This window comes from Chroococcidiopsis sp. CCNUC1 (assembly GCF_023546805.1).
Classification (GTDB): domain Bacteria; phylum Cyanobacteriota; class Cyanobacteriia; order Cyanobacteriales; family Chroococcidiopsidaceae; genus Chroococcidiopsis; species Chroococcidiopsis thermalis.
Window position 1 is genome coordinate 1,973,612 of the sequence record NZ_CP097480.1, and the last position, 24,352, is coordinate 1,997,963.

The window sequence follows — 24,352 nt, forward strand, 5'->3', positions numbered from 1 at the left end:
ACCACTGCTCGCTACTCCTGTACGGGCGCACAGCTGTGCGCCCCTACTCACTATTTACTACTCACTACTCACTTTTCTATGACATTGACAGTTCGTGTAATTTCTCCAGACAAGACTGTTTGGGATGCTTCAGCTGAAGAAGTGATTTTACCCAGTACCACTGGACAACTGGGTATTCTCAGCGGACATGCTCCCTTATTAACTGCCCTCGATACTGCCGTGATGCGCGTTCGTCCTGAAAAAGGGCAAAGTTGGGTGGCGATCGCCCTGATGGGTGGATTTGCCGAAGTCGAGAGCGATGAGGTGACAATTCTCGTCAACGGTGCAGAACGTGGCGACAAAATCGATATGGAAGCCGCCCGTGCTGCATATAACGAAGCTCAAACTAAGCTCAACCAGGTTCAAGGCGCTTCTCGTCAAGAACAGATCCAAGCAACTCAAGCGTTTAAACGCGCTCGGGCTAGGTTTCAAGCCGCAGGTGGTATGGTTACAGTTTAATCGTTTCTTGCCGATATTTCTATGTAGGGGCGCACATCTGTGCGCCCCTACGAATTTTACGCTTCTCAGAACGTAAAATCAAATTTGCTGGGTCTGCTGGTATTCCTCAGCTAGCATCAACTGCCAGCGAGTGTCTTCTGCTAAGTTTAGTACATACTTGTGATACTGCAACAAACTGGCACGGTGTCCGACACTAATTGTCGTAGTTTCCATTGCTTTGAGTTGTTGGTAAAGGCGTTTTTCGTTAGCCAGATCTAACGCGCTCGTTGCTTCATCCAAGATCGCGTAGGCTGGTTGAGTCAGTAAAAGCCGCGCAAACGCAAGCCGCTGCTGCTCCCCTAAAGAAAGTACGTTCGCCCAGTCTAATTGAGCATCAAATCCCCCCACCCTTTCTGGTAAATCTGTTAAGTTGACTTGTGCTAATATTTGACGCAATTGCTCCTCATCAATTTGGCGATCTGTATGGGGATAAAGTAACTGGCTGCGTAAGGAACCTAATACCATGTAGGGACGTTGGGGCAAAAACAGCATTTCTTGGAGCTGCGGACGGGTAAGATGACCTGTACCCGCATTCCACAGCCCTGCGATCGCTCGTAAAATCGAACTTTTACCGCTACCGCTATTCCCCACTAATACTAGCCCTTCTCCTGGCTCTAAACTGAGCGATAAATCTTCAACTAAAGTTCTTTGATGGTTGGGAGTCAGCAGCGTCACGCGCTGCATGGCTAGTTTGGCAGCTTCTGTTACGTCGATTGTCGTCGATCCAGGCTGTACCTGAGATGGGTTTTCTAAAGCATTGGTAAGGCTGCTGAGACGCTCGACTCCCGCCGCGAAAGCTGTTAAGTTCTCAAACTGATCTACGACAATAGATAAGGCATTGAAAATTTGTCGAAAGGCGATCGCTGCTTGGGCAAATGTCCCGAATTCCGTGTTTCCGGCAAAGTAAATTGGTGCGACCACTAAATAAGGTAGTGCCGCAACAAAGTAGTTGTAGCTAGTAGTAAAAAAACCAAGATTTCGCTGCCAGCTAATTAATAAATCGAAGTTCCGAATTGCTGCAAGAAAACGCTGTCTCAACCCAATAGATTCTTCTGCTTCACCTTGATAAAAAGCAATTGATTCTGCGTTATCGCGGACGTGAATTAATCCATAACGAAAATCAGCTTCTTTTTTGAGCTGGTCGAAGTTAATACTAATTAGCCTTTGACCGATCCAAGCAGTGATAATTGTCCCTAAAATTGCATAGATTAGCAGAGAAATCGATAGAGAAACGGAAATAGATAGTAAAACAGCAGTGAAAGAAATTAATGTGATAACCGATGTCAAAATTAATAGCAGAAAAGTCAGGCTAGTACGGGTAAAAGCTCTAATATCCTCAGCAATTCGCTGGTCTGGGTTGTCGATATTTCCGTTAAAATTGAGCTGGTAGTAAGCTCGATTTTGCATGTATTTATTCAGAAAACGATTCGTCAGCCACTCTCGCCAAGCTAGTCCTAATTTATCTCGAAGATAGGCAAACATGACAACAATGGGAGTGCCGATCGCCAATAGCCCAATATAAATAAAAATGAATTGCCAAAAAGTTGACGCATCCTTAGTTTGAGGAAATCTTGCTAGGGATGTATCGATATTTCTAAAAATAAAACTAATGCTGACATTAATGGCATTAACGGCGAATGACAGCAAGAGCAATAACAGTAACAGTCCTCTTGCTTTCCACTTGCGTTCGGAAAACCAGTAAGGTTTGGCGATCGCCCAAAATTTTCTCCACAATCGACGGTCAAATCGGTTCTGTCTATTGGTTGCAACGCTCATCGCTAATCGAGGTTTAGATGATTTTAATCGTAGATAAACTACAGATTAACGCAGATGAACGCTAAAAACCGCCCCTACTGTACCGTGCTAGGTCATGTAAGGGCGGTTTTGGCGATCGCTTTTAGAAATGTGTTACACCGCAAGTTATCTTTAAGCGCTACCTGTAAAAGTAACTTCAGGAAATTTTGACTGAGCTTCGCCTAGCGGTCGCCGCCTGCCTTCCTCTTGCCAGTAGTTGATCACTTCCGTGGATTTATTGAGTAACTCCACGCGCTCTTGCTCCGTGATCCAGCTTTTTGATTCTAATTCCTTTTTCAATTCCTCCCAAGCATCATTGCGAGGCCAGAAAAAGTATTTGGTTAAGGGGCTTGTGCCTTTGCCCACGACCTGATCGACTGCTAAAGCAACGTTTTCTTCTAACCACAAAACTTTTAAGATAAACTTTGTCAATCCAACCTCCGCTCGTTCCGATTCAGCAAAACTACAAATAGGTGCAATCTATTACTATACCTTAATATCTAAATAAAATGAATCTTGTATCTTACATTCGGTTAACTCAGTACCGAGAGATAAAAAGCCGCTCTCAACCAAACACCGACATTTTGACTTTTAACTTCTGTACGGGCGGGTTTATCAAACAATTTTGACTAGGGCAAATATTTTCAGTGAACCCGTCCCTACAACTTTTGACTTCTTTTTGCAGGAGGTAACGATAAATTGACTCAGCAAACTAGGGCGATCGCAGTGTTTGATATTGATGGTGTCGTGCGCGATGTGAGCGCTTCCTATCGACGGGCGATCGCGGATACTGTAGAGTATTTTACGGCAGGTGCTTATCGTCCTACCCAGGCTGATATTGACCGCTTGAAGTCGGAAGGAATTTGGAATAACGATTGGGAAGCATCCCAGGAGTTAGTTTATCGCTACTTTGAGACCCGGGGAAAGGGGCGATCGCAGCTCGATCTAGACTATCCTACTCTAGTCGCCTATTTTCAATCTCTTTATCAAGGTACAGACCCGCAAAACTGGACGGGTTATATTTGCGATGAAACATTGCTGGTGCAACCTACGTATCTCGAACAATTGAGTGCGGCTGGTATTCCTTGGGGTTTTTTCAGTGGTGCGACTCGCGACGAGGCGAAATACGTCTTAGAACGTCTTGGTGTAGTATCTCCAGCCTTAATTGCAATGGAAGATGCACCAGGTAAACCCGATCCGACAGGATTGCTAGCTGTCGTGCATCAGTTAGAAGTCCAGCATCAGCTACCAGCAACAACCCCAGTTTTGTATGCAGGAGATACGGTAGCGGATATGTATACCGTCATCAAAGCCGCAGCACTTCAACCTCAACGTCAATGGATTGGGGTGGGTATTGTACCTCCTCACGTTCAAGCTATCAGCGATCGCTGCCAGAATTATACGGAAACTCTCAAATCTGCGGGTGCGGCGATCGTTTTTGGCAATGTTGAGGAACTTACGCCAGCACAAATTCAGGCATTGCTACCAGTTTGAGTAATGATTTAGTGCAAGAAGGCAGGAGGTAGAAAGCAGAAGGTAGAAGAAAATAATGCTGACAGGCGTAATAAGACGATCGCGTTATTCAACTGTAAAGATTCTTTTGCTACATAGCACTAGTCTGTATTACCTTTGCGTGCGAAGTTTTTGGATATCTTTGAAGAGTGCCGACTTAAATTCGTATCCCAGTAGTTGCTTAAGTTTAGGTGTTGCACGGTCTACAACCTCTTGTTGCAAACCAGAGCGAGCTAATTCTGCTTCTACTGTACTCAAAAGATCGGGAATCACAACGTAACCTTTCCCGTTAATAATTTCGTCTACCAAACTTGCAACTGCCATATCAAATTTCTCCCGATCGCATTGTAATTTGGTTAAATGGGAAATCTTACATTTTAACTAACATCAGCAAGGACAGGTTGACCTGTAGATATAGCTTGTTCGATAATGTCGGCAGCGCGAGTCACGCCACCAGCTTTTTGAATTGCCTGTTGCAATCTTGCCGCATTTTGTTTGTAAGAATTTTCGGTGAATACTTTTTGAATAGCTGCTTTTAACTTGGGAACGTTCAAGCGAGATAATGGTACGTATTCCCCTACCCCAGTCCAAGCAATTCTTGCGGCTACACCTGGTTGATCGTTTGTCACTGGAATTGCCACCATCGGTACTCCATATTTCAAGCATTCCATCGTTGTATTCATGCCTGCGTGAGTAATCATCAAAGTTGCTTTTTTGAGTATTTCTAGTTGGGGTGCATACTCGACGACTACGGGATTTCCAGGTAATTTTGGTAATGATTCTGGACGAGCAGAACCACCCAATGAAATGACTAATTGAGCATCCAATCCTTCACAAGCTGATGCAATTTGCTGAAAAATTCCAATCAAACGATTTTGTAACGTTCCCATCGAAGCATAAATCAAGGGCTTTTCAGTCAAATTTTCGTAGGGGAAAGGCACAGGCTCTCGACTAGCAGAAGAATGATACGAGCCAGTGAAATGGAACCAAGAAGGTAATTTCTCTCTAGGAAATTCAAATTCGGCAGGGGCTTGACTGATTTGAGCTAATCGAGAGTACGCATCATTGGGGTGAGCGTGTAAGGGCAATTTCCACTCTCGGCGATATTCTTGAATAACGGTTCGAGTAGGACGAGCAACGCGATTTAATAACGCATAACCTGCTCGGTTGCGTAAACGCGCCCACCAAGCAGGGCTATACTGCCAAAGAGTGTTAAAAGGAGGAACGCTAGGTTCTCGATTCAGCACCACGGCACTGCACACGGTCACAAAAGGAATACCTAGAAAATCTGCAACAGTACCTCCTTCTCTAGAACCTTGGTTTACGAGCAAGGCTTCTACATTGGATGCTTGGAGTAAGTCTGGGGCATCCCGCAGGGTAACAGTCGCCAAATTTTTCAGCAGATTAATAGTATATGCCAACGCTGCTAATCCACTCAGTTTTCCCAGTTGGGCAAAAGATTCTGCCATTGCACCTTCTGGAAACTCATCCTCGCCTACTACCTGGAATTCTAATCCTGCTACTAATACTTTAGGTCGAGCGTCCAGTATCCCGATTACAGTGACGCGATGACCCCGCCGTTGAAGTTCCTGTCCCAGCGGAAGCATGGTATTGAGGGGTCCTGTTGAGCTGGGACAAATGATTCCAAAATGAGTCATAAACTACTGCGTAGATTAAGTTATATAGCTTTGGCTGAGTTATTAAGCAATGCGATCGCATCACCAACAACTCTCCTTGTATTTAACTTCAATCCCCAACAGTCTTATTACTTCAATTGTGACGATTTTTTCACAACCACCAATTCACTAAGGCTAATTCATGCCTTAAATAGCAAAAGACGCGGAATTTCGCGTCTTTTGCTATGTTAATTTATTTTGATTGGCAGCTATACAGTCGAGAAAATGCCCCGAGCTAATGCTACAAGCATCGTTCTCCCCTGCTATCTCGTACTAGCTTACTGTCCGTCTCCACCAGTAATTTTATTAATGGTATTAGCCGTACCTTCAACTGCATCAGCTACACCCTGGACTGCCTTAGATACAACACTACCCTCCTGCATCTGTTGAGCTTGAGGTGATTTCATCGTACCGTGAAGTTTTGGATCGGGTTGAGGAAGATTTGGTTCTGGTCCTATTGGCTGCGGATTTGCTACATACTCAAACTGACCTTTACCGTCGATTGAAGCACCTTTCGCCCAACGACCTTGAGCGCTTTCTTCTCCCTCAGAGTGATTCCAGAACTGATAAGCGTTCTCTTTCTTCCCATATTCATACGCGATCTTGGGAACAACTGTTTCCTCAAATCCTTCGCTTTTCAGATCTTCAATTGCCGCTAACCACTGGTTTTGATGCATGGTGTCGCGGGCAATATTGAAACTGAGCATGTCTCTTACACCTGGGTCGTCTGTCATTTCGTACAACCGTACAGCCTGTAAAAGACCCTGAGATTCGGCGTGAAGATTAGAGCGGAAGTCTGCCAACAAGTTGCCACTAGCAACAATAAAGCGTCCGTTCCAAGGAAAACCTACGCTATCCGCTGGCATTGCCCCCCCACCCGAAACAGTGGCGTGTTGAGGATTCATTGCCGCTGCCATAATCACATCTCGCGGACGAACGCCACCCATGACCGCACCAACGACTGGATCTTTTGCCCCATCTTCTTGCATATTGACTGGTGCTTTATCCAACAAATGAGCAACCATCGTTGCTAGCATTTCAACGTGACCGATTTCCTCAGTTCCAATGTCTAATAGCATATCGCGGTACTTAGCGGGTCCCCGGCAGTTCCAACCTTGAAATAGGTACTGCATCATCACGGTCATTTCGCCAAAAGAACCGCCAATTAGTTCTTGCAGCTTTTTTGCATAGGCAGCATCGGGTTTTGCTGGTGGAGTGAAATACTGTAGCTGCTTCTTGTGATAAAACATGAAGATCTCCTGAAAAAATTTTACTGATCGACGCGATCGGTTGTAGTGCGATCTATATTTTGACTGGCGAAATTTTGTTGCTAGAATTTTGTTGCATTACCCTATCTAGGTAACTACTGACTCACTTCTTTTTCCTCAACCTACAGACAGAATGACGGAATTCAACTGAAAGAGATAGGTATTATTATTTAGGTTTAGTTGCTCTATTCTTTTTTGAAAACTAGAATATTTTTAATCGAACAAAGTTTCCTTGCAGAGTGGGTGCTATCCAATCTGAATTTCAATTTCACATATTAAGTAAGACTGCTATGCTTTAAAGATAGTGTTAAAATTCATCTGCCGATACAGCAATCTGGCGATCGAATAGAATTTACGGCAGCGAACTCAAGAAAATAAACTGAAACTACTGTAAGATACGCTCTATCAAATAGTGCAGCCGCTATTAAATAGTAGCGGCTGAAAGCTTTATTCCTCACTAACAAATCTTATTCATCTCTTCCGTGAACCTGTGACGGAGGACTAGTAGCTTCGACAGCAGTAAAAGGTTCCAAAATTTTATAAGTATGAGATGCACCTTTAGGTACAACCCAAGAATCTCCAGGTTCTAGTAATACCATTTGACCTTCAAGATGTAACTCTGCCTTACCGCTAATTACATAGCCAACGGTTTCATAGTCTCTTGTCGTGGGAGATTTAGTTTCTGCTGGTTGTTCGTTTTCCCACAAACGCATCGAAAGAGATTTACCGGAAGCTAAATACTTCTGTCCCTGCTTACCATGAGGGGAACTACTAGAATCTACCTTTTTAACACTGGTATCGCTCATATTTTCATCTCCCATAGAATTTGCGATTGCACTGCCTGCTCTTTTCCATCCCATCTCGATTTCTGCTTTAGCGCATCATCCTTAATTGGTAATTGGTTGTTATAAGTGGCTAGTGGCTGGTGGCTAGTGGCTGGAATCTTTTCTAGCTTAAATTTAACAGTTCGATATTTGGAAAAGTCGATCGGTTAGTGGCTAGTGGCTGGAATCTTTTCTAGTCACCAGTCACCAGTCGCTAGTCACTCTCTACTGTCAACTGATATCGTGCGACCTGTCCGTGCTGCTTCGTAAATTGCTAACATCAATCTCACATCCTGTAAGCCTTCTTCACCAGGAGTTTTCGGTTGCCGATCTTGCATGACCGATTCAGAAAGATGATCCATCTCTAGGGCAAACTGGTTTTGTTCCTGAATCTGCCGTTCTTCTTGTACCTTTTCTCGTTTTACAGTTAATTGATGCCGATAGTAATCTGTAGCAGGGTCGAGTTCGAGCGTACCATTACTACCAAATACCTGAAAGCGTTTGGTACTGGAGTAGCCATAACTAGAAGTACAGTTGGCTAGCACGCCGCTAGGGAAACGCAAAATGAAGTTAACGTTCTCCTCCACTTCCTTGAAGCGAGGATCGTTGGGAGTGCTATAGGTCATAGCACAGACTTCTGTAGGTTCTTCGCCTGTAATGTAACGCGCAGCCTGTAAGCTGTAGATCCCAATATCAAATAGCGAACCACCACCAGCTAGTTTCTTATTCATCCGCCAGACATCCGCTGGATCTTTGGGGTCGAGGTTGCGCCCGTGGTCGGCGACGATCGCCTTGAGTTGACCGAGTTGTTTTTTCTGCGCGATCGCGATCGCCTCTAAGTTGAAAGGTTCGTATTGAGCGCGGTAAGCTATCATCAACTTGCGGTTTGCTTGATTACAAGCAGCAATCATCGCCTGACACTCTTCTACCGTATTTGCCATCGGCTTTTCACATAAAATATGCTTTCCTGCTTGTGCGCCACGGATAGTATATTCAGCGTGTAAACCGTTGGGTAGAACTATATAGATAATGTCTACTTCTGGATTATTCCGAATGGAATCGTAATTTTCGTAATTGTAAATATTTTTAGGATTGACATTATATTGCCGCGCATAATTTTCAGCTTTAGCGCGATCGCCACTCACCAACGCCACTAATTTTGACTGCTTGCACTGAGAAAATGAAGGAATAATTTGTTGCGTAGCAAATTTACCCAACCCGACAACAGCCCAACCGAGTTTCTTTTCGTCGGGTATTGGTGGTTCTTTAGCTGGTTTATAAGCGGGCTGGGCGATCGCAGGTGAATTTCGCGTTACCAACCCCGCCACTCCTACACCCAAAATTCCCATCCCAGAACCAATTATTTGCCTGCGCGTGAGGAGATTTTTGACTGCATTCAACATATATTTTTTTGCCCTGTAATTGTTAGTAGGGGCGCACAGCTGTGCGCCCCTACAGATTGTTATCGCAACAGCACTGGTTTCGCATTAATGCGGGTACGAAACAGACTGTATGGTTTTTCGCGCAAATCTTTCTTCTGATGGAACTGGGGCTGACGGTGAAGTTGATTGGCAATGAAATAGAGGTAGCCGTCATTGGCGACAGACAGCGTATCAGCCCATAAAACGCGAGGATCGTGAACTACAGTTTCATACATCCCATCAGGCGATCGCCGCAAAATTGCATTATGCTCGTAGTTGGTCAGATAAACTCGATTTTGAGCATCCGACTCTAAGCCATCAGATGCACCGCCTTTATCTCCCAAATCTTGTACGGTCGCTGCTACTTCTTTGTCGCTTAATTTCTCATCGACTAAAGCATCAACGCTGACACTATATAACCTTCTTCCAGCTAAATTACAGTAAAATAACTGTTTCCCATCGGCACTGATTGCAATTCCATCCGCACCAATTGTAATTGGGCTGGGTGGCTTGTCTGGCGGACGGTTCATCAACGGTTGTCCCTCCACTACTGGGAGAAAATTCGGTTCTGCTTTCGTAGAAGGATGGTCGTTCAGCCGCCGCCAACTTTTACCAGAATCTAAATCGACAACAATAATGGCATTAGCACCGTTACCGGAAGAATCGGTAATAAAAGCCATCCCTGCTTTACCGCGCCGTAAATCGAAGCGGATATCGTTCAAATAGGTAGTCGGTAGCGCTACATCTTGGGGAAACAAGATAGTCTTAAAAATTCGATTTTGTTTCAGATTTATCCCGATTAATTTCGGTCCCCCATAAGCAGTAGGTGCAAACTGAATGCTGCCAGTATCCAAGATCCACAAACGGTCTAAAGGATCGACAACCACACTTTGAACAGAAACGAGTGACTTCGATTGGTCTTTTTGAGGGCGATTGAATTTGGCGTTGGGATAAGCTACGACTTTACCCCTGACTATCTCCGCTACCGTATAATCTACTTTGTCTCCCCAGCGAGGGAAGTTAACAAAAATTCTCCCCCTTTGAGACACTGTTACTCCGGTCGGCATAGCACCGTTAAACGAAGCTACCGATTCAATCTTGCCCACGGTCTTTTCCTGCGGTAAGGCATAAGCCGGAGGAACAAAAGCAAGAAACAATAAACTCGATAAAAGCAGACAGAAGAATTTTTGTCGCAAGCTGTGCCAAAACATAGTTTTTTCTTTGGTAGTTACTGGTTGGTAATTGGCAAGTCGCAACTACCAATTACCCATTACCAATTACCTATTACCAATTTCAAGGCTTCAACACAACTTTGATACAATTATCTTTTTTATGCTTGAAGATATCGTAGGCGTGGGGTGCTTGTTCTAAGGGAAGAGTATGAGTGATGATGAACGTTGGATCGATGTCACCGTTTTGAATGTGTTCTAGTAGTGGTTTTAAGTACCGATGGACGTGGGTTTGTCCCATCTTGAATGTCAAACCTTTGTTCATTGCCGCACCCATTGGGATTTTATCGAGGAAACCACCATACGCCCCTGCGATCGAGACATGACCTGCTTTCCCGCAAGCAACGATCGCATTACGTAAGGCTGTGGGTCGGTCTGTTTCCAATCGCACGACTTGTTTTGCTTTATCGAACAAGTTCATAAAATCAGTACCGTGCGCCTCTAGTCCTACGGCATCAATTACCGCATCGGGACCGCGCCCGCCAGTCATTTCTTTTAACGCTTCCCCAACATCCACTTCTTCGTAGTTAAGTACGTCGGCTTTACCCTGTTCCTTAGCCATTTGCAAGCGTTCTGGGATGCGATCGATCGCGATGACTTTTTCCGCACCCAGCATATACGCACTCTTAATCGCGAACTGTCCTACCGGACCACAACCCCAGACAGCAACGATATTACCAGGCTTAATATGACAATTCTCTGCTGCCATGTAGCCAGTGGGAAAGATATCGGTTAAGAATAATACTTGCTCGTCTGTCAGCCCATCAGGAATCTTAAATAACCCGACATCGGCAAATGGGACTCGCGCGTACTCCGCTTGTCCGCCAGCATAACCGCCAAAGATATGAGAGTAGCCAAATAGACCAGCTGGTGAATGTCCCATCAGCTTCTCTGCCATCCAACCGTTGGGGTTAGAATTATCGCACAACGACCACAGATCGCGATTGCAGAAAAAGCAGTTACCGCAAGAAATTGTAAAAGGAACGACGACGCGATCGCCGACTTTTACATTCTTAACCGCACTCCCAACCTCAACCACTTCTCCCATAAATTCGTGACCGAGGATATCCCCTTTCTCCATAGTGGGGATAAAGCCATTATAAAGGTGCAAATCCGAACCGCAGATTGCTGTTGACGTAATTTTGACAATTGCATCGCGGGGATTTGCAATTTTAGGATCGGGGACTGTATCTACCTTGACATTCTTTTCCCCGTGCCAGCAAACTGCTTTCATAATTAATTAGTGAGTAGGAAGTAGTTTTTTATTTGTCCTTTGTCATTAGTCGTAAGTCAATTGGTAATACGTTTCTTACTTACGACTTACGACTTACGACTTAATTTGTATTTTGCTGATAAGAACCTTGCTCTTTTCCAGTGACGGGCTTAACTGTTTTTTCCACGTTTTTCTGAGCAGAATTCAAAACTTCTTTCGTACCAGGATCGAGTGGCTCATCTAAATTGAGCTTTTCTCGAACATTTTCAGCAGTTTCTTTGATGCTTTCCTTAGCCTTTTCAAGCGGATTTCCTCGATTCATTTCAGTTCCAGGCTGCTTTGCTTGATATGCTCTAGCTTCAGGTGTTACTGTTTCAGCTCTAGCAGACAAATTACTGTTATAGCCAAATTGCAGTATAGAAACAGTCAGCCCTACCAAAAAAACAATTGTTACCTGACGAAAAAGGGAAATTAATTTCTTCATTGTCATCCTCTACTTTTACTTTTCAAGTGGTAATTATAATTACCAATTACCCATTACCAATTACCCATCTACGGTTTCAGTACAACTTTGATACAGTTGTCTTTCTTTTGTTGGAAAATGTCGTAGCCGTGGGCAGCTTGTTCGAGGGGTAATTGATGCGTGACAACGCGGGAGGGATCGAATTTCTCTTCCAGAATCATCTTGAGCAACAAATGCATATATTTTTGTCCGTGCATTTGTCCCATTCTGAAAGTTAAAGCTTTATTGAATGCTGCACCAAAAGGCATCTTATCTACAAAGCCACCGTAGACACCCATAATTGAAAGAGTTCCACCTTTACGACAAGATAGAATCATTTGTCGCAAAACATGCGGACGGTCGGTTTCTAGCTTTAATTTCTGCTTAGTCTGGTCGTAAAAGTCTTCAAAGCCAACTCCGTGCGCTTCCAAGCCTACAGCATCAATACAAGCGTCGGGACCCATACCCCCCGTCATTTCTCTCAAAGCTTCGCCTGCATCTACTTCTTCGTAGTTAATTACTTCTGCTTTAGCGAAATTTTTGGCTAATTCTAAGCGTTCGGGGAAGCGATCGATCGCAATCACTTTTTCTGCACCCATCATGTAGGCGCTAATCATGGCAAATTGCCCGACTGCACCGCAGCCCCACACTGCTACTGTATCCCCAGGTTGAATGTCACATAACTCAGCTCCCATGTAACCTGTAGGAATGGCATCGGAGATAAATAGTAACTTTTCGTCTGGTATGTCCTTAGGGACTTTGACCACATCCACATCGGCAAATGGGACGCGCACGTACTCTGCTTGCGCCCCAGCATATCCACCGAAAGCATGGGAGTATCCATAAATCGCTGAGGTGATATTGCCAAACAACTTCTCTTCAACCCAACCGTTAGGGTTAGAGTTATCGCACAGCGACCACATATCGTGTTGGCAATAATAGCAACCACCACAACCGATTGTAGAAGGAACGACGACGCGATCGCCGACTTTTAAGTTGTTAATTCCTCTACCAACTTCGACCACTTCCCCATAAATTCGTGACCGATAATGTCACCTGGTTGCACGGTGGGAATGTAGCCGCCGTAAATGTGCAAGTCAGAACCGCAAATTGCAGTAGAGGTAATCTTTAAAATCACATCGCGAGGATTAAGAATTTTCGGATCGGGTACGGATTCCACCCGCACATCATTTGCGCCGTGCCAGCAAACTGCTTTCATACTTAACTTTTAGTTGTTGGTTGTTGGTTGATAGCTGATGGTTGATGGTTGACTATCAACCGCCTTTTGGTTGTCCTTCAGTGGTAGCAATTTCACCTGCTTCCATAAGCATTTTGAAGCGGCGCAGGTCGTCACCAATTTGTTGTTCCGGTTCCTCACCAAAGAGTTTGGCGATCGCCGATGCTAAGACTCCGCCTGGTGGCGCGTATTCAATGACTACTTTTACTTCCGTACCGCGATTTCCTGGTGCTGGCTTAAATCTGACAAAACCAGAATTGTCTACATCTGCCCCTTCTACCGAAGTCCAGGAAATAAATTCGTTTTCGCGGTCTTCAATAATTTCTGCATCCCATTCAACACTTGCACCTAAAGGTGCATTTGCTACCCAATGCGATCGCTTGTTGTCGTACACCTCTACTGACTTGAGATGTTTCATAAAAGTTGGCAGATATTTGAAATCATGCCAGTAACGATACAGCTCATCAGCAGGCTTATTTATCGTTACCGTCTTTTCTACCTTAATTGCTTGGTTTAAACCCAATGCTTGTTGCATATCGCCCTTTTCCGTTGCTGCTTTATATGCCAATCCACCACCTGCGATCGCCAACAAAGCACCCCGTAGCGATCGCTGTTGTAACCCCATCAGTACCATTGCACCACCACCAATCAGTGATGCCCAGCGCCCGATTTCGTTACTATCTCCCTGTCCTTGCTGATTCTCTACCGTCGAAGCCACCTTCTCTGTCTCCCTTGTCTGAATAGATCTCCCCTCTTAAAAGTGGAGATTGCAGGGATCTCTTAGCCCCCTTTTTAAGGGGGGTTGGGGGATCTTCCTACATAGTTACCGCCGCCCCAGTCGTCGGCTTCCCAGGCTGTGTCGTTCCTACACGCAAGCGATAGAGTTCTGCCATATGGCGTTCGTACAGCGCTCCATCTTGCTCGATCTGCTTAAATAAGGCTGTTGATACGGGATCTGTAAATTGAACAAACAGATTGTGCGCATCTACCACACCTGTCTGAATATCTCCTAAAGCCCGTCGCATTAGATTGCGATCGTCGCTACCTTGTAAAGCAGTTTTCACTTTGGCATACTTATCAGCCACATTTGCCGTCAGTGATGGTTTCTCGCCTAAAGCTGATAGTCGTGCTTCTAGCCGCTCGATGTGTTGCTGCTTATTAGCAACAATCTCTAGCAACAATGCCTTAAATTGAGGGTCAGATGCTTTCTCTATATACTGCCCAAACGCCTCTTGAGCGTACTTTTCACCAGCTAAAGCAGTATTTAGCCCTTTGACAATTTCTCCTTTAGTAGAACCACCCCAAGCATCAGCTAGTTTCCACCATTCTGCATTGACATCTCGCACATCTGGTAAAGCAGCTTCTTTGCCACCGTAACCTAGACGGCTGAGGATAGCTGTGGTGAAAATTGCCAAGTCTCCGGGCTGACGGGAAGTGATTAAATTACCATCAATTACCAGTGGCTCATCGACGTAGTTTGCACCCGCATTGATCATGTCCTTGCGCACGGCAATAAATCCTGTGGCTTGCTTGCCTTTTAGCAAATCGCCTTCAATTAAAACTTGGGGTCCATGACAGACAGCAGCAACTAATTTCCCTTGTTGCATTGCCTCTTGAACGAAGCGCACGGTGTTGGGGTTGACACGCATTTTGTCGGGAGCCATCCCACCAGGAATAACCACGGCATCAAACTCTGATGCCATTGCTTCAGTTGTCGTGCCGTCAGCCGATTGCGAAACTTTACCTTGCTTACCTTTATATGTTTCGTTTGTCCGAGAACCGAGAACTACAGTTTCAATTCCCGCCATTTTCAAGGCTTCATAAGGAATTTTGAATTCCGCATCTTCCACACCATTCTCAATCAGAATGGCAACTCTTTTTTTTTCGAGATTACCGTTAGCTTGTGTCATAAATATCTCTCCTACTTTGTAAGTTTTATTGAAAGCCGAAAACAGCGATCGCTACGAAGCAGCAGACGCTCCTAGATTCGATCCTGTGGCGAATAAGTCGATATAATCGTCCGAAAAGTTAGCTTTGAAATCGGTGAATTCTCCAGGTGTCACTGCATTCTGCAACACTGCAAATACAGCCCGAACGTGGTTAGCTGCGACAGTTGGCTCTACTTGTTCTTTGGCACTGACGCGCTGTAGAAATTCTTCCATTGAGAAAGGCTGACCGTCTTCACCCTCTCTTCCACGCAAATATTCACTGAATTGTTGCGGTAATTGCGAAGCTAAATCTTTGGCTTCGTTACCGACAATCCTTTCTCTAATAGTTTCTAGAGTTGCTTGTGTCGCCCGTTGTGCATCTTCACGGGAATCCATCTGTGCCACTGTCTGAACGTGTTTGATGAACTCGTCGTACTTCACTCTGTATGTCCTCAAACTCAGTAAAACTTCTTTGCTCCAGTACCAAGCCTATGCAGCCGTACCCCAAATCCTCTTCCTCCAAAGGGTATGGATTATGTTCTTTTCTGGGGATATAACTCTGGGAATAGGTGCAATTTGATATAAAACGCTATCTTGAAGTGGAGCTATCAGTGACCAACGAATAGTTGCCATCAACCAACAACTAAATGACTCTGAACTTATGGGCGATCGCAACGATAAAAATATTCAAGACTTATCCGAAGAAATTACTGAATCTTTTGGTACTGGCGTTCACGATGACCCAAGGACGAACGCTGGTAGAGAAGCAGGAGAATACACTAATACTAGTCCAGAATTGACTGGCGGAGATGTCGATGCATCGTGGCAAACAGCAGCAGAAGAAGGAGATGAGGCTGTAGGTGGTACTGTTGCTACTCCCGACCAAGACGTAACTGAAGAGATTGAAGCAGCTGTTGGTCTGGAAATGGACGATCGCAGTTTTTTACGCACTCAAGATATTCTAGAAGACCGCGACGATCGCCGTTGGGAATTAGATCCCAAATCTTCTGATGACTACCAAGAACGGCGCGATTGAAGTAACATTCGCTTCAATTGCTACTTCAGCAAATGCTTTGTCAGTAAGGCGCTTGTTGCCACGCTCATGCAAAGAATTAGGGTGGGCAATGCCCACCAGAATATACAAGTTTTTTTCTAGCTGGTTAGCATTGAAACCTAAAACCCGCCGCTGTAGCGCTCCTCTGCCCAAGGTTCGCCTCGACGATGATAGCCGTTCCGTTCCCAGAAGCCTAATTCATCTTGTTCTAAAAACTCTAGACCATTGATCCACTTGGCGCTTTTCCAAGCATAAAGGTGAGGTACGACTAACCGCATTGGTCCACCATGTTCGGCAGGAAGAGGTTCGTCAAATACAGTGTGGGCAAAAAAGTTTTCTTCCCGCAGAAAGTCTTCTAAAGGAATATTTGTCGTGTAGCCGCCATAACAATGTTCCATGACATAAGCGGCTTTAGGATCGATTTCAATCAGTTGCATGAAGTCTGTCACCTTCACGCCAGTCCATTTGACATCCAATTTAGACCAGCGAGTGACGCAATGAAAATCCGCAGTAAAATCATGCTGCGGTAGCGCCATAAAATCTTCCCAAGTCAGAGTCTTTGGTTGTGCCAGACCCCAAACCTTAAATTGCCATTGTTCTCGATTAACCCGAGGAGTATCACCATAGGTTAGTACGGGAAACCCCTTGGTTAAGTATTGACCAGGAGGGACGCGATCGCTTTGTTCTGCTCCTGGTTTCTGAAAAAATTTTCCTACCATGCGGTGTAGACGTATAGGTTATTGTTGCATTCAAAGGTTAAAAAACCTTTACTTAGATCTTTAGCGCAACTCACCGATCTCTTACAACACTTCTAGGCAGATCCATGAGCGATAGATGCCTAAGCGCACCACAACTAGGATTCAGTATCTTCTTCCTCTTCTTCAGGATTGGGATAGACAAACTTAGAGCGTCCGCTGAGAATAGACTTACCTAACGACAGGGCTTTTTGTGCTTCTATTGCAGCTTTTCCTCTCCAAGTAGCTCGGCGCTTATCTCTTTTAGACTTAGATGTTTTCTTCTTTGGAACAGCCATGACGACACAGACTTAATTTTTCACAACCTTTCCATTGTAAGCCAAATATTTATTGAGTGGTAATGGGTAATGGGTAGTTGGTAGTTGGTAGTTGGTCACTGCTCCCTGATAACTGATAACTGATAACTGACAACTGACCTCAAGGTTGTGTCGTCGGCGTAGTGGTTCCAAAAGGTGAAGTCGTGGGAGTAGAACTCGTTCCTGGTAGGGGTGAGGTTGATGGAGTCAGGGGTTGACTGGGTGTGAGTCCCGAAGGAGTAGCAGGCGTTGCTGGAGTTATACCCGTGTTAGAAGATGAAGCAGGAGTTGTTGTAGACGGACTGGTTGATGTATCTGGTGATGAATCGGGAAATGCAGTTGGTTGGTTTGTCGGCGTGTTTGATGAATTGGGGGTTATGGAATTGGGAGTTGTATCTGGCAACGATTGAGGGACTAAACCCGTACCTGGTTGTGTTTGACTGCTAGGTGTATTGGTTGAGTTTGTCGTACCTGGCTGACTAAAAGGAGTGGTGTTAGTAGGCTGTTCCGATGTAGATGGAATCAAGCGTCCTGGCTGGGAGAACGTTCCCTGTCCGCTACCTCTTGTGTTGCTAGAATTCGAGTTGGCTGGCGTTCTCGATGAGGAGGGAGTTGGATTCGGAAACGATCTTCGAGGTGCGCTATCGGCATCGTTTGTTGCTACATCACGCTCGTCAAATCGAAGTAGCGATCGCGCTTGGTCGAAATATTTAATTCCTTGCCGGGGATCGGGGTCAATTCCTTCAGTGCGATTTGCTGTCAGCGAAAGTATAGGTGCAATTTGCCCGCGATCGCGGATAACTACCGTAACGGTGATATCTGTAGCTTGTCGATTGGTTGCTAAATTCTGTGTTGCTGCTGTTCTAGCCGCTGTTATAGCCCGACTGCGTAGTGCTTCGTAGGTTTCGTCGGGGCGACGGTCGAGTGTCACGTCAGTATTGACTGTTTGGGTGCGGGCAATTTGTGGTACTTGATGCTCTATTACCAGCCAGAAACTGCTTGCTAGCCCCAGGGAACTGAATGAAACAACAGCAATTTTAGTCGCTTTGGCTGCTAGATCCAACCATTGGTGAAAGAAGTATCTCCCCATAGTCGCTTAACACTTATAATTTGGTAATTATATTGAGCGCCGATAGCCGCGATCTCCTTCTTTTTAGGTTGTTGCAGCTCAGCCTCAGTATAACTCCATGTCAAGCGATCGTCACATCAGTCGTAGTGCGTGAATTTCATGGCGACTTGCGAAAGAGCGATTTGTGACTTGATAGTTGCTCCCTGCTCGCTTTCTTCACTGATAACTGTTAACTAATAACTGTTAACAGTAAGGGGTTACGTCTTCACCACATTCGTCGGCTAGGTAGCATAAGGCGCGGAAACGCAAGCCTACAACTTCTTCATATAGCGGGTTGAGCTTGCACATTGGTGGAATGTGGAACAGCTTGCGACCGAATAGAACGACATCCCGTTCAAACGGACACTGGGAAGGAATAAGTTGACATAAGCGATGTGCTAACTGAGGATTGCGAACTTCAACGCTATCCAGCCAGCGGCGCAGAGGTAACAACAAGTCTAATTTGCGCTGTTTGGGTTGCTGTAACGGACTAGCTGCAATGGGTATTTCTGGAGACTGTTGAGTTTGGTCGATCCAGATCCAACTGGCTAGGGCAATATCTTGGGATGTATATGGGGAAGCATTCATGATTCACTCCTCGTACTGTATGAAGCAACTTGAGCTTGCTATAGAACACATACAATGTCTCAACGATCTTTACCGGAATAATGTTTCCTAAATCAATTAAAAATTTTTGAAGGATTTTCTCTCAATTCAGGAACCTATTTATCACTACCCCACGTTAACTAACGATTTGGCAGAACTGGTAGGTTACTAGAGAGATTTTTCTGAAATTTGACCTATATAAAACTTTAGTGAAGTTTAGCGAATTTGACTGGAAGTGCATGTAGAACAAACATTCAAGCGATGCACGAATCACATCTACATCAATTTCGTATTCAAAAATACAAATTTATTCTTTGTAGTTTCAAACACAATTTTTGTTCTACCTCTCTAATAGGAATCGCTTTGATTCTGCCTAAAATTCCTGCGTGATGTATGAGCAACAATACGGAAATTTTTAAAATAATAAAGAAATAATTAAAAGCAGCTTCCGTATATTTACCGATGTTTGACGATTTGTCAAGCTAATTTCGTTAGATTTTCTTTATAGTTGATGGAGAGTTGATAGTTGATAGTTGATAGTTGATAGTTGATAGTTGATGGTTGTTAGTCACTCTATAAGTGATGTGACATGTCATAGCAATTCTCGATTGTGTGGATGACATTGGTAGGGGCGCACAACTGTGCGCCCCTACCAGACATATAGACATATATTGCATCCAATTGAAAAGCGCTATCAGACTTCTACACCAATCGCTGACAACATAAAATCCCCCGTAATCGCCTTTTGAAAGCGCATCGGAGGGATTTTACGTATTGAGCCAGATAGAAACCCTATCTGTCACTGACAGCCGGTTACTGGTTGCTGGTTGCTGTTCACGAGGCGACTGGTGCAGCAGCAGTGCGTCGCCGTCTTCTACCGTCAGCTGCCTTGACCGGTTCTTCAGGGATAGGCATGAGTAGAGTGACAGTGGGTTGACATTGTAACTCGCGCCGAATTGCCCGTTGTAAGTCTTTTTCTAGCTGTACCTGCAATCCCGTCCAATCAATATCAACTTCTTGTCCGTCAAAGGAGCGACCGAAATCCGTCCAGCGATCGCTTAATATTTGCTCGATCTGGTCTTGTACCCACTTTTGCAACAAATCGCGGTTAATCGTAGTGACTACGCCTCGCAAGTGAATATCCGGCTTGGTCATTAGCTTCCCATTCCAATCGATCGCGACGGCAATAGTAACAATGCCATCTGCTGCCATTTGCTGACGTTCTTGCAGCACTTTACCGCTGACAATACCAGAACCAGAGGTATCTACCAGTTCGATCCCCGCTGGCACTTTCCCGACTACCTTAATTTCCTCTGTTGATAGTCCTACTACGTCACCATTTTGGATGATGACCATATTCTCAGCCGGAATCCCCATGCTTTGTGCTGTTTGAGAGTGCTTCACTAGCATCCGATGTTCGCCATGCACGGGTAAGAAAAACTTGGGACGAGTCAAGGCAATCATCAGTTTTTGGTCTTCTTGGCAACCATGTCCAGAAACGTGAATGCCCTGTTCCCGACCGTAGATGACTTTAGCACCTTGCATCATCAAGCGATCGATCGTATTGACTACGGCGATCGTATTACCTGGGATCGGGTTTGCTGAAAATACGACTGTATCTCCCTCGCGAATTTTGAGATGGGGATGTGCGCCGCGAGAAATTCTCGTCATGGCTGACATCGGTTCGCCTTGAGAACCAGTAGTTAGAATCAAAACATTTTCGTCAGGAAGTTGGCGAATGGCGTGTAGCGGCTGCAACAAGTTATCTGGACATTTGATGTAGCCTAGATTTCGAGCGTGAGCAATTACGTTTAACATCGATCGCCCGACGACTGAGACGACACGATTGTGTTTTTGCGCCAATTCCAGAATCATGTTGATCCGGTGTACGGAGGAAGCAAAGGTGGTGACGAGGACTCTACCCTTAGCTTGCATAAAAATACGGTCTAAGTTGGGGTATACCGATCGTTCTGAAGGCGTATGTCCTGGGACTTCGGAATTAGTGGAGTCGCTAATTAAGCACAATACGCCTTTTTCTCCATGTTCTGCCAGCCGTTGGATGTCGTAATGTTCGCCATCAACTGGAGTATGGTCGAATTTAAAATCCCCCGTGTGGATAATTACGCCGAGGGGGGTGTGAATGGCGACGGTGAAGCTATCAGCGATTGAGTGGGTGTTGCGGATAAATTCAACAATAAAAGAGGAACCAATACGGACGAGTTCGCGGGGACGTACCGATCTTAACTCCGTGCGATCGCGGACTCCTGCTTCTTCTAGTTTCCCCTCTAGCATTGCCATCGCCAAGCGGGGACCGTAAATAACCGGAATATCAAATTGCTTTAAATGAAAGGCGATGCCACCAATATGATCTTCATGACCGTGGGTGACGATCATGCCCTTAATCTTATGCCGATTTTCGCGTAAGTACGTAACATCTGGTAGAACGATGTTTACGCCATGCATTTCATCTGTAGGAAATGCCAACCCTGCATCGAGGAGAAAAATTTCATCGTTGTATTCAAAAACGCAAGTGTTTTTGCCAATTTCGTGCAAACCGCCAAGGGGAATAATTTTGACGGCGGCTGTCGTTCCGTTGTTACTCATTTGTATCCTTAATTTACAGTTGTTTTTTTAGATTCACGTTTGTTGTTTGAGTTAGATAAAACAAAGTCAGGTGGTTTTGCGATAGATAAGAGTTGTCAATAGGGGCAATTATTTTCAATCCGAGCGATCGCGATAACGACTTGGAAGTATCTTGCACGAATTATTCAGTTGTCTGAAAGCTCTATACCTATATCAGGTTTAACTCTGCTAGTACTGGCTTGAGTTTCTGTGCTAATCCATTTTGGTCGTCTTCTAACGGTAGACGAGTTGAACCTACATCCCAGCCTTGAAGTCTGAGGGCTGCTTTTACGGGAATGGGATTTGTTGACAGGAACAGACTTTTGAATAGAGGGAGTAGTTGGAGGTGAATTTGAGTTGCCGTTTGAACTTGTCCTGCGGCAAAGGCTTGAATCATTTGTTGTAGCTGCTTGCCAACTAAATGACTTGCCACGCTAATGACACCATATCCACCGATCGCCAGTAAAGGTAATGTGAGGGAATCGTCACCAGAGTAGATTTTAAATTCTGGCGGTGTCATGCGACTAATTTCACTAGCTTGGTCGAGGCTACCCGTCGCTTCTTTAATTCCGACAATGTTACCTATTGCTGACAACCGAGCCACTGTTTGCGGCAAGAGATTTTGACCCGTGCGACCGGGAATATTATATAACACCATTGGCAGATCGGGACATGCTTGTGCGATCGCCTGAAAATGGCTAAATAACCCTGCTTGTGGAGGCTTATTATAGTAGGGGACTACTTGTAAAGAACCATGTACTCCTATTTTAGCTGCTTTTTGGGTAGCCGCGATCGCTTCTTGAGTAGAATTAGAACCCGTTCCCGCAATGACTAGTGCCTTACCTGCAACAGCTTTAATTACGACTTGGAATAGCTGGTACTCCTCGTCCCAACTCAAAGTGGGAGACTCTCCTGTCGTACCACAAACCACCAAAGCGTCACTTCCTTGTGTCACCAAATGCGCTGCTAGTTGCTCCGCAACTGCATAATTTACGCTACCGTCTGCTTGAAATGGCGTGACCATTGCGGTCACCACTCTGCCAAAATCTACCACGCTTGACTCCTAATTTTTAGCTGTCGGCATTCTTTGCCAAAGCGCTCAGCTGTAAGAACTGTAAAAAATCTGCTTGCACTCAATCTGCCTACACTGCTGCTACTTCGGAGGGCTGAAGTAAGTTTTTGGCTACCAATAATTCTGCAATTTGCACGGCATTCAATGCCGCACCTTTACGGATTTGGTCGCCACACAGCCATAGTTCTAAGCCTCGGGGATGGGAAATGTCTTGGCGAATGCGACCTACGAGTACTTCATCGCGACCGGAGGCATCGATGGGCATGGGAAAATAGTTAGCAGCGAAGTCTTCGACTACACGCACGCCAGGAGCTTGTGACAAAATTTCCTTTGCTTCGGCGACGCTTAAAGACTGCTCGAATTCTAGATTAATCGCTTCTGAATGCGCTCTGAGTACGGGAACCCGCACACAGGTTGCCGTAATTTGCAACTGAGGTTCGGCAAAAATCTTGCGGGTTTCGTTCACCATTTTCATTTCTTCCTCACAGTACCCTTGGTCATTGAGCGGAGTGTTGTGAGGGAAGAGATTAAACGCCAGAGGGTAGGGGAAGATCTCAGTTATGGGGGTGTTGCCTGCTAAAATCGCTTGAGCTTGAGCTTTAACTTCTTCCATTGCCCTAGCACCAGCACCGCTCGCTGATTGATAGGTCGCGGCAACAATCCGTTTTACTGGACTGACTTGATGGAGGGGATAAACAGCAACGTTCATCAAAATGGTGGTGCAGTTGGGATTGGCAATAATCCCTTTGTGGGTAGCTGCTGCTTGGGGATTCACTTCTGGAACGACGAGGGGAACGTCTGGGTGCATCCGAAAGGCGCTGGAGTTGTCGATAAAAACAGCCCCTGCTGCTACGGCTTTGGTAGCATATGCCTTAGAAGTGGAACCACCAGCTGATGCTAGGACAATATCTATGTCGTCGAAGGAGCGATCGCTTACTGGCTCTACCGGAATATTTTCTCCTGCAAATGTCACGATCGTACCAGCACTACGAGGCGATGCGAGTAGCCGCAATTGGGCGACAGGAAAGTGGCGTTCTTCTAGTAAACTTAGTAATTCTGTCCCAACAGCTCCCGTTGCCCCCAAGATGGCAACTGAATAGGATTTGCTCAAAATTTCTGCCTCCTAATATTGCAATAAACTGAAACGAGTTTTTTTAAAAGTTTGGGGTTATACTTTAAAATTTTAAAAAATTCAAATTAGCCTTGGCGATCGCGACCCATTAGCGTTTGGATTCAATGATGATGAACTTAATAATTGTGTTGTTAGAACGAAAAAGATAAAAAGTCTATCTATAGATTTAAGGATTCACTATTCTGCCTCTTGTCTGCCGTTTTCTATCTCCCTACTTAAGTAATTTTAACAATTCAGTTAACCTTCGGCTTTCGCCGATCGCTGGCGGCTTGGGGCGGATGGTCGCAAAAAGTTCCAATGATTTTAACAATTATCATCACATATAAGCTGGCATATTATCAGAAAATTGAGGAGAATGCATTCAGTTCATAACAGGTGTTCCAGCAGTATAGTCTATAGATGACTAGTTACGTCTAGCAACTAGACCTCAAAGCAGTTATTTGTCCGAGCAAGTCGAGAGCCAAGCAAACAGAAAAGCTAAAACGCTTTAGAAGTCGTCCTCCCTCAAGGCAAGCAATGTCGGTCACAGCCGCTAATTTATGGCATTAGGCGATCGGAGTAGGACT

General features: G+C 45.0%; 23 protein-coding genes and 1 pseudogene. 3 read left to right on the forward strand and 21 right to left on the reverse strand.

Annotated features, from left to right (window positions below; all coding sequences use genetic code 11):
• Positions 1–78: 78 nt before the first annotated feature.
• Positions 79–498, forward strand: coding sequence for an ATP synthase F1 subunit epsilon (gene atpC, locus M5J74_RS09300; RefSeq protein ID WP_015153842.1), 420 nt, complete (start codon positions 79–81; stop codon positions 496–498).
• 78 nt (positions 499–576) lie between these two features.
• On the opposite strand, the gene M5J74_RS09305 is transcribed toward atpC, so the two are convergent.
• Together M5J74_RS09305 and M5J74_RS09310 are read right to left on the reverse strand one after the other, a co-directional pair.
• A complete protein-coding gene (locus tag M5J74_RS09305; RefSeq protein WP_250016384.1) occupies positions 577–2,313 on the reverse strand; it encodes an ABC transporter ATP-binding protein/permease in 1,737 nt (578 codons plus the stop codon).
• Positions 2,314–2,463: 150 nt separating this feature from the next.
• Positions 2,464–2,763 carry a 30S ribosomal protein PSRP-3 gene (locus M5J74_RS09310; RefSeq protein WP_015153844.1) on the reverse strand — a complete coding sequence of 100 codons (300 nt, stop codon included), beginning with the start codon at positions 2,761–2,763 and terminating at the stop codon, positions 2,464–2,466.
• A 267-nt stretch (positions 2,764–3,030) separates the two neighbouring features.
• Here M5J74_RS09310 and M5J74_RS09315 point away from each other — a divergent pair, with 267 nt between their 5' ends.
• A complete protein-coding gene (locus M5J74_RS09315) occupies positions 3,031–3,825 on the forward strand; it encodes a TIGR01548 family HAD-type hydrolase (RefSeq protein ID WP_250016386.1) in 795 nt (264 codons plus the stop codon).
• A 129-nt stretch (positions 3,826–3,954) separates the two neighbouring features.
• Here the strand turns inward: M5J74_RS09315 and M5J74_RS09320 are convergent, their stop codons facing one another.
• The 12 genes and pseudogenes from M5J74_RS09320 to M5J74_RS09380 form a co-directional block, all read right to left on the reverse strand.
• Positions 3,955–4,167 carry a hypothetical protein gene (locus tag M5J74_RS09320; RefSeq protein WP_015153846.1) on the reverse strand — a complete coding sequence of 71 codons (213 nt, stop codon included), beginning with the start codon at positions 4,165–4,167 and terminating at the stop codon, positions 3,955–3,957.
• A gap of 53 nt (positions 4,168–4,220) precedes the next feature.
• Positions 4,221–5,501 (reverse strand): glycosyltransferase, encoded by a 1,281-nt coding sequence (locus M5J74_RS09325; protein WP_371933993.1) that lies wholly within the window; start codon positions 5,499–5,501, stop codon positions 4,221–4,223.
• Between the two features lie 296 nt (positions 5,502–5,797).
• On the reverse strand, positions 5,798–6,769 hold the full coding sequence (locus M5J74_RS09330) for a manganese catalase family protein (protein ID WP_015153848.1): 972 nt from the start codon (positions 6,767–6,769) through the stop codon (positions 5,798–5,800).
• A gap of 485 nt (positions 6,770–7,254) precedes the next feature.
• Positions 7,255–7,593, reverse strand: a complete 339-nt coding sequence (locus M5J74_RS09335) for a cupin domain-containing protein (protein WP_041462945.1) — start codon at positions 7,591–7,593, stop codon at positions 7,255–7,257.
• A gap of 236 nt (positions 7,594–7,829) precedes the next feature.
• Positions 7,830–9,014 (reverse strand): Gfo/Idh/MocA family protein, encoded by a 1,185-nt coding sequence (locus tag M5J74_RS09340; protein ID WP_250016389.1) that lies wholly within the window; start codon positions 9,012–9,014, stop codon positions 7,830–7,832.
• Positions 9,015–9,073: 59 nt separating this feature from the next.
• A complete protein-coding gene (locus M5J74_RS09345) occupies positions 9,074–10,243 on the reverse strand; it encodes an L-dopachrome tautomerase-related protein (protein WP_015153851.1) in 1,170 nt (389 codons plus the stop codon).
• Between the two features lie 82 nt (positions 10,244–10,325).
• The gene (locus tag M5J74_RS09350) at positions 10,326–11,495 is read right to left on the reverse strand and encodes a zinc-dependent alcohol dehydrogenase (protein ID WP_015153852.1); all 1,170 of its coding nucleotides are present in this window, start codon (positions 11,493–11,495) and stop codon (positions 10,326–10,328) included.
• A 100-nt stretch (positions 11,496–11,595) separates the two neighbouring features.
• A complete protein-coding gene (locus M5J74_RS09355) occupies positions 11,596–11,958 on the reverse strand; it encodes a hypothetical protein (RefSeq protein ID WP_250016391.1) in 363 nt (120 codons plus the stop codon).
• Positions 11,959–12,026: 68 nt separating this feature from the next.
• Positions 12,027–13,195 (reverse strand): annotated as a pseudogene (locus M5J74_RS09360) (zinc-dependent alcohol dehydrogenase).
• 55 nt (positions 13,196–13,250) lie between these two features.
• A complete protein-coding gene (locus M5J74_RS09370) occupies positions 13,251–13,931 on the reverse strand; it encodes an SRPBCC family protein (RefSeq protein ID WP_015153855.1) in 681 nt (226 codons plus the stop codon).
• Positions 13,932–14,028: 97 nt separating this feature from the next.
• A complete protein-coding gene (locus M5J74_RS09375; protein ID WP_250016397.1) occupies positions 14,029–15,123 on the reverse strand; it encodes a DJ-1/PfpI/YhbO family deglycase/protease in 1,095 nt (364 codons plus the stop codon).
• Between the two features lie 51 nt (positions 15,124–15,174).
• Positions 15,175–15,582 (reverse strand): DUF2267 domain-containing protein, encoded by a 408-nt coding sequence (locus M5J74_RS09380; protein ID WP_015153857.1) that lies wholly within the window; start codon positions 15,580–15,582, stop codon positions 15,175–15,177.
• A 220-nt stretch (positions 15,583–15,802) separates the two neighbouring features.
• Here M5J74_RS09380 and M5J74_RS09385 point away from each other — a divergent pair, with 220 nt between their 5' ends.
• Complete coding sequence (locus tag M5J74_RS09385; RefSeq protein ID WP_015153858.1) at positions 15,803–16,177, forward strand: DUF6335 family protein; 375 nt, start codon at positions 15,803–15,805, stop codon at positions 16,175–16,177.
• Positions 16,178–16,314: 137 nt separating this feature from the next.
• On the opposite strand, the gene M5J74_RS09390 is transcribed toward M5J74_RS09385, so the two are convergent.
• The 7 genes from M5J74_RS09390 to M5J74_RS09420 all read right to left on the reverse strand — a co-directional run bounded on the left by M5J74_RS09390 (position 16,315) and on the right by M5J74_RS09420 (position 23,765).
• A complete protein-coding gene (locus tag M5J74_RS09390) occupies positions 16,315–16,914 on the reverse strand; it encodes a sulfite oxidase-like oxidoreductase (protein ID WP_015153859.1) in 600 nt (199 codons plus the stop codon).
• Positions 16,915–17,048: 134 nt separating this feature from the next.
• The gene (rpmF, locus tag M5J74_RS09395; RefSeq protein WP_015153860.1) at positions 17,049–17,228 is read right to left on the reverse strand and encodes a 50S ribosomal protein L32; all 180 of its coding nucleotides are present in this window, start codon (positions 17,226–17,228) and stop codon (positions 17,049–17,051) included.
• Between the two features lie 139 nt (positions 17,229–17,367).
• A complete protein-coding gene (locus M5J74_RS09400; RefSeq protein WP_250016399.1) occupies positions 17,368–18,336 on the reverse strand; it encodes a hypothetical protein in 969 nt (322 codons plus the stop codon).
• 222 nt (positions 18,337–18,558) lie between these two features.
• A complete protein-coding gene (locus M5J74_RS09405) occupies positions 18,559–18,942 on the reverse strand; it encodes a Mo-dependent nitrogenase C-terminal domain-containing protein (RefSeq protein WP_106167527.1) in 384 nt (127 codons plus the stop codon).
• Between the two features lie 852 nt (positions 18,943–19,794).
• Positions 19,795–21,564 carry a ribonuclease J gene (locus tag M5J74_RS09410; protein WP_106217992.1) on the reverse strand — a complete coding sequence of 590 codons (1,770 nt, stop codon included), beginning with the start codon at positions 21,562–21,564 and terminating at the stop codon, positions 19,795–19,797.
• A gap of 187 nt (positions 21,565–21,751) precedes the next feature.
• Positions 21,752–22,636, reverse strand: coding sequence for a 4-hydroxy-tetrahydrodipicolinate synthase (gene dapA / locus M5J74_RS09415; RefSeq protein ID WP_015153864.1), 885 nt, complete (start codon positions 22,634–22,636; stop codon positions 21,752–21,754).
• 88 nt (positions 22,637–22,724) lie between these two features.
• Positions 22,725–23,765: an aspartate-semialdehyde dehydrogenase gene (locus M5J74_RS09420; RefSeq protein WP_106167529.1), complete on the reverse strand. Its 1,041-nt coding sequence runs from the start codon at positions 23,763–23,765 to the stop codon at positions 22,725–22,727.
• Between the last annotated feature and the right edge of the window lie 587 nt (positions 23,766–24,352).

What these genes read in the sequence shown, in the direction of transcription:
- M5J74_RS09375 (WP_250016397.1), bottom strand. Translation starts at nt 15,123, where the DNA reads ATGACACAAGCTAACGGTAATCTCGAAAAAAAAAGAGTTGCCATTCTG.
- M5J74_RS09350 (WP_015153852.1), bottom strand. Translation starts at nt 11,495, where the DNA reads ATGAAAGCAGTTTGCTGGCACGGGGAAAAGAATGTCAAGGTAGATACA.
- M5J74_RS09335 (WP_041462945.1), bottom strand. Translation starts at nt 7,593, where the DNA reads ATGAGCGATACCAGTGTTAAAAAGGTAGATTCTAGTAGTTCCCCTCAT.
- M5J74_RS09325 (WP_371933993.1), bottom strand. Translation starts at nt 5,501, where the DNA reads ATGACTCATTTTGGAATCATTTGTCCCAGCTCAACAGGACCCCTCAAT.
- M5J74_RS09355 (WP_250016391.1), bottom strand. Translation starts at nt 11,958, where the DNA reads ATGAAGAAATTAATTTCCCTTTTTCGTCAGGTAACAATTGTTTTTTTG.
- M5J74_RS09330 (WP_015153848.1), bottom strand. Translation starts at nt 6,769, where the DNA reads ATGTTTTATCACAAGAAGCAGCTACAGTATTTCACTCCACCAGCAAAA.
- M5J74_RS09400 (WP_250016399.1), bottom strand. Translation starts at nt 18,336, where the DNA reads ATGGGGAGATACTTCTTTCACCAATGGTTGGATCTAGCAGCCAAAGCG.
- M5J74_RS09385 (WP_015153858.1), top strand. Translation starts at nt 15,803, where the DNA reads ATGGGCGATCGCAACGATAAAAATATTCAAGACTTATCCGAAGAAATT.
- M5J74_RS09345 (WP_015153851.1), bottom strand. Translation starts at nt 10,243, where the DNA reads ATGTTTTGGCACAGCTTGCGACAAAAATTCTTCTGTCTGCTTTTATCG.
- M5J74_RS09405 (WP_106167527.1), bottom strand. Translation starts at nt 18,942, where the DNA reads ATGAATGCTTCCCCATATACATCCCAAGATATTGCCCTAGCCAGTTGG.
- atpC (WP_015153842.1), top strand. Translation starts at nt 79, where the DNA reads ATGACATTGACAGTTCGTGTAATTTCTCCAGACAAGACTGTTTGGGAT.
- M5J74_RS09305 (WP_250016384.1), bottom strand. Translation starts at nt 2,313, where the DNA reads ATGAGCGTTGCAACCAATAGACAGAACCGATTTGACCGTCGATTGTGG.
- M5J74_RS09410 (WP_106217992.1), bottom strand. Translation starts at nt 21,564, where the DNA reads ATGAGTAACAACGGAACGACAGCCGCCGTCAAAATTATTCCCCTTGGC.
- M5J74_RS09320 (WP_015153846.1), bottom strand. Translation starts at nt 4,167, where the DNA reads ATGGCAGTTGCAAGTTTGGTAGACGAAATTATTAACGGGAAAGGTTAC.
- M5J74_RS09390 (WP_015153859.1), bottom strand. Translation starts at nt 16,914, where the DNA reads ATGGTAGGAAAATTTTTTCAGAAACCAGGAGCAGAACAAAGCGATCGC.
- rpmF (WP_015153860.1), bottom strand. Translation starts at nt 17,228, where the DNA reads ATGGCTGTTCCAAAGAAGAAAACATCTAAGTCTAAAAGAGATAAGCGC.
- M5J74_RS09340 (WP_250016389.1), bottom strand. Translation starts at nt 9,014, where the DNA reads ATGTTGAATGCAGTCAAAAATCTCCTCACGCGCAGGCAAATAATTGGT.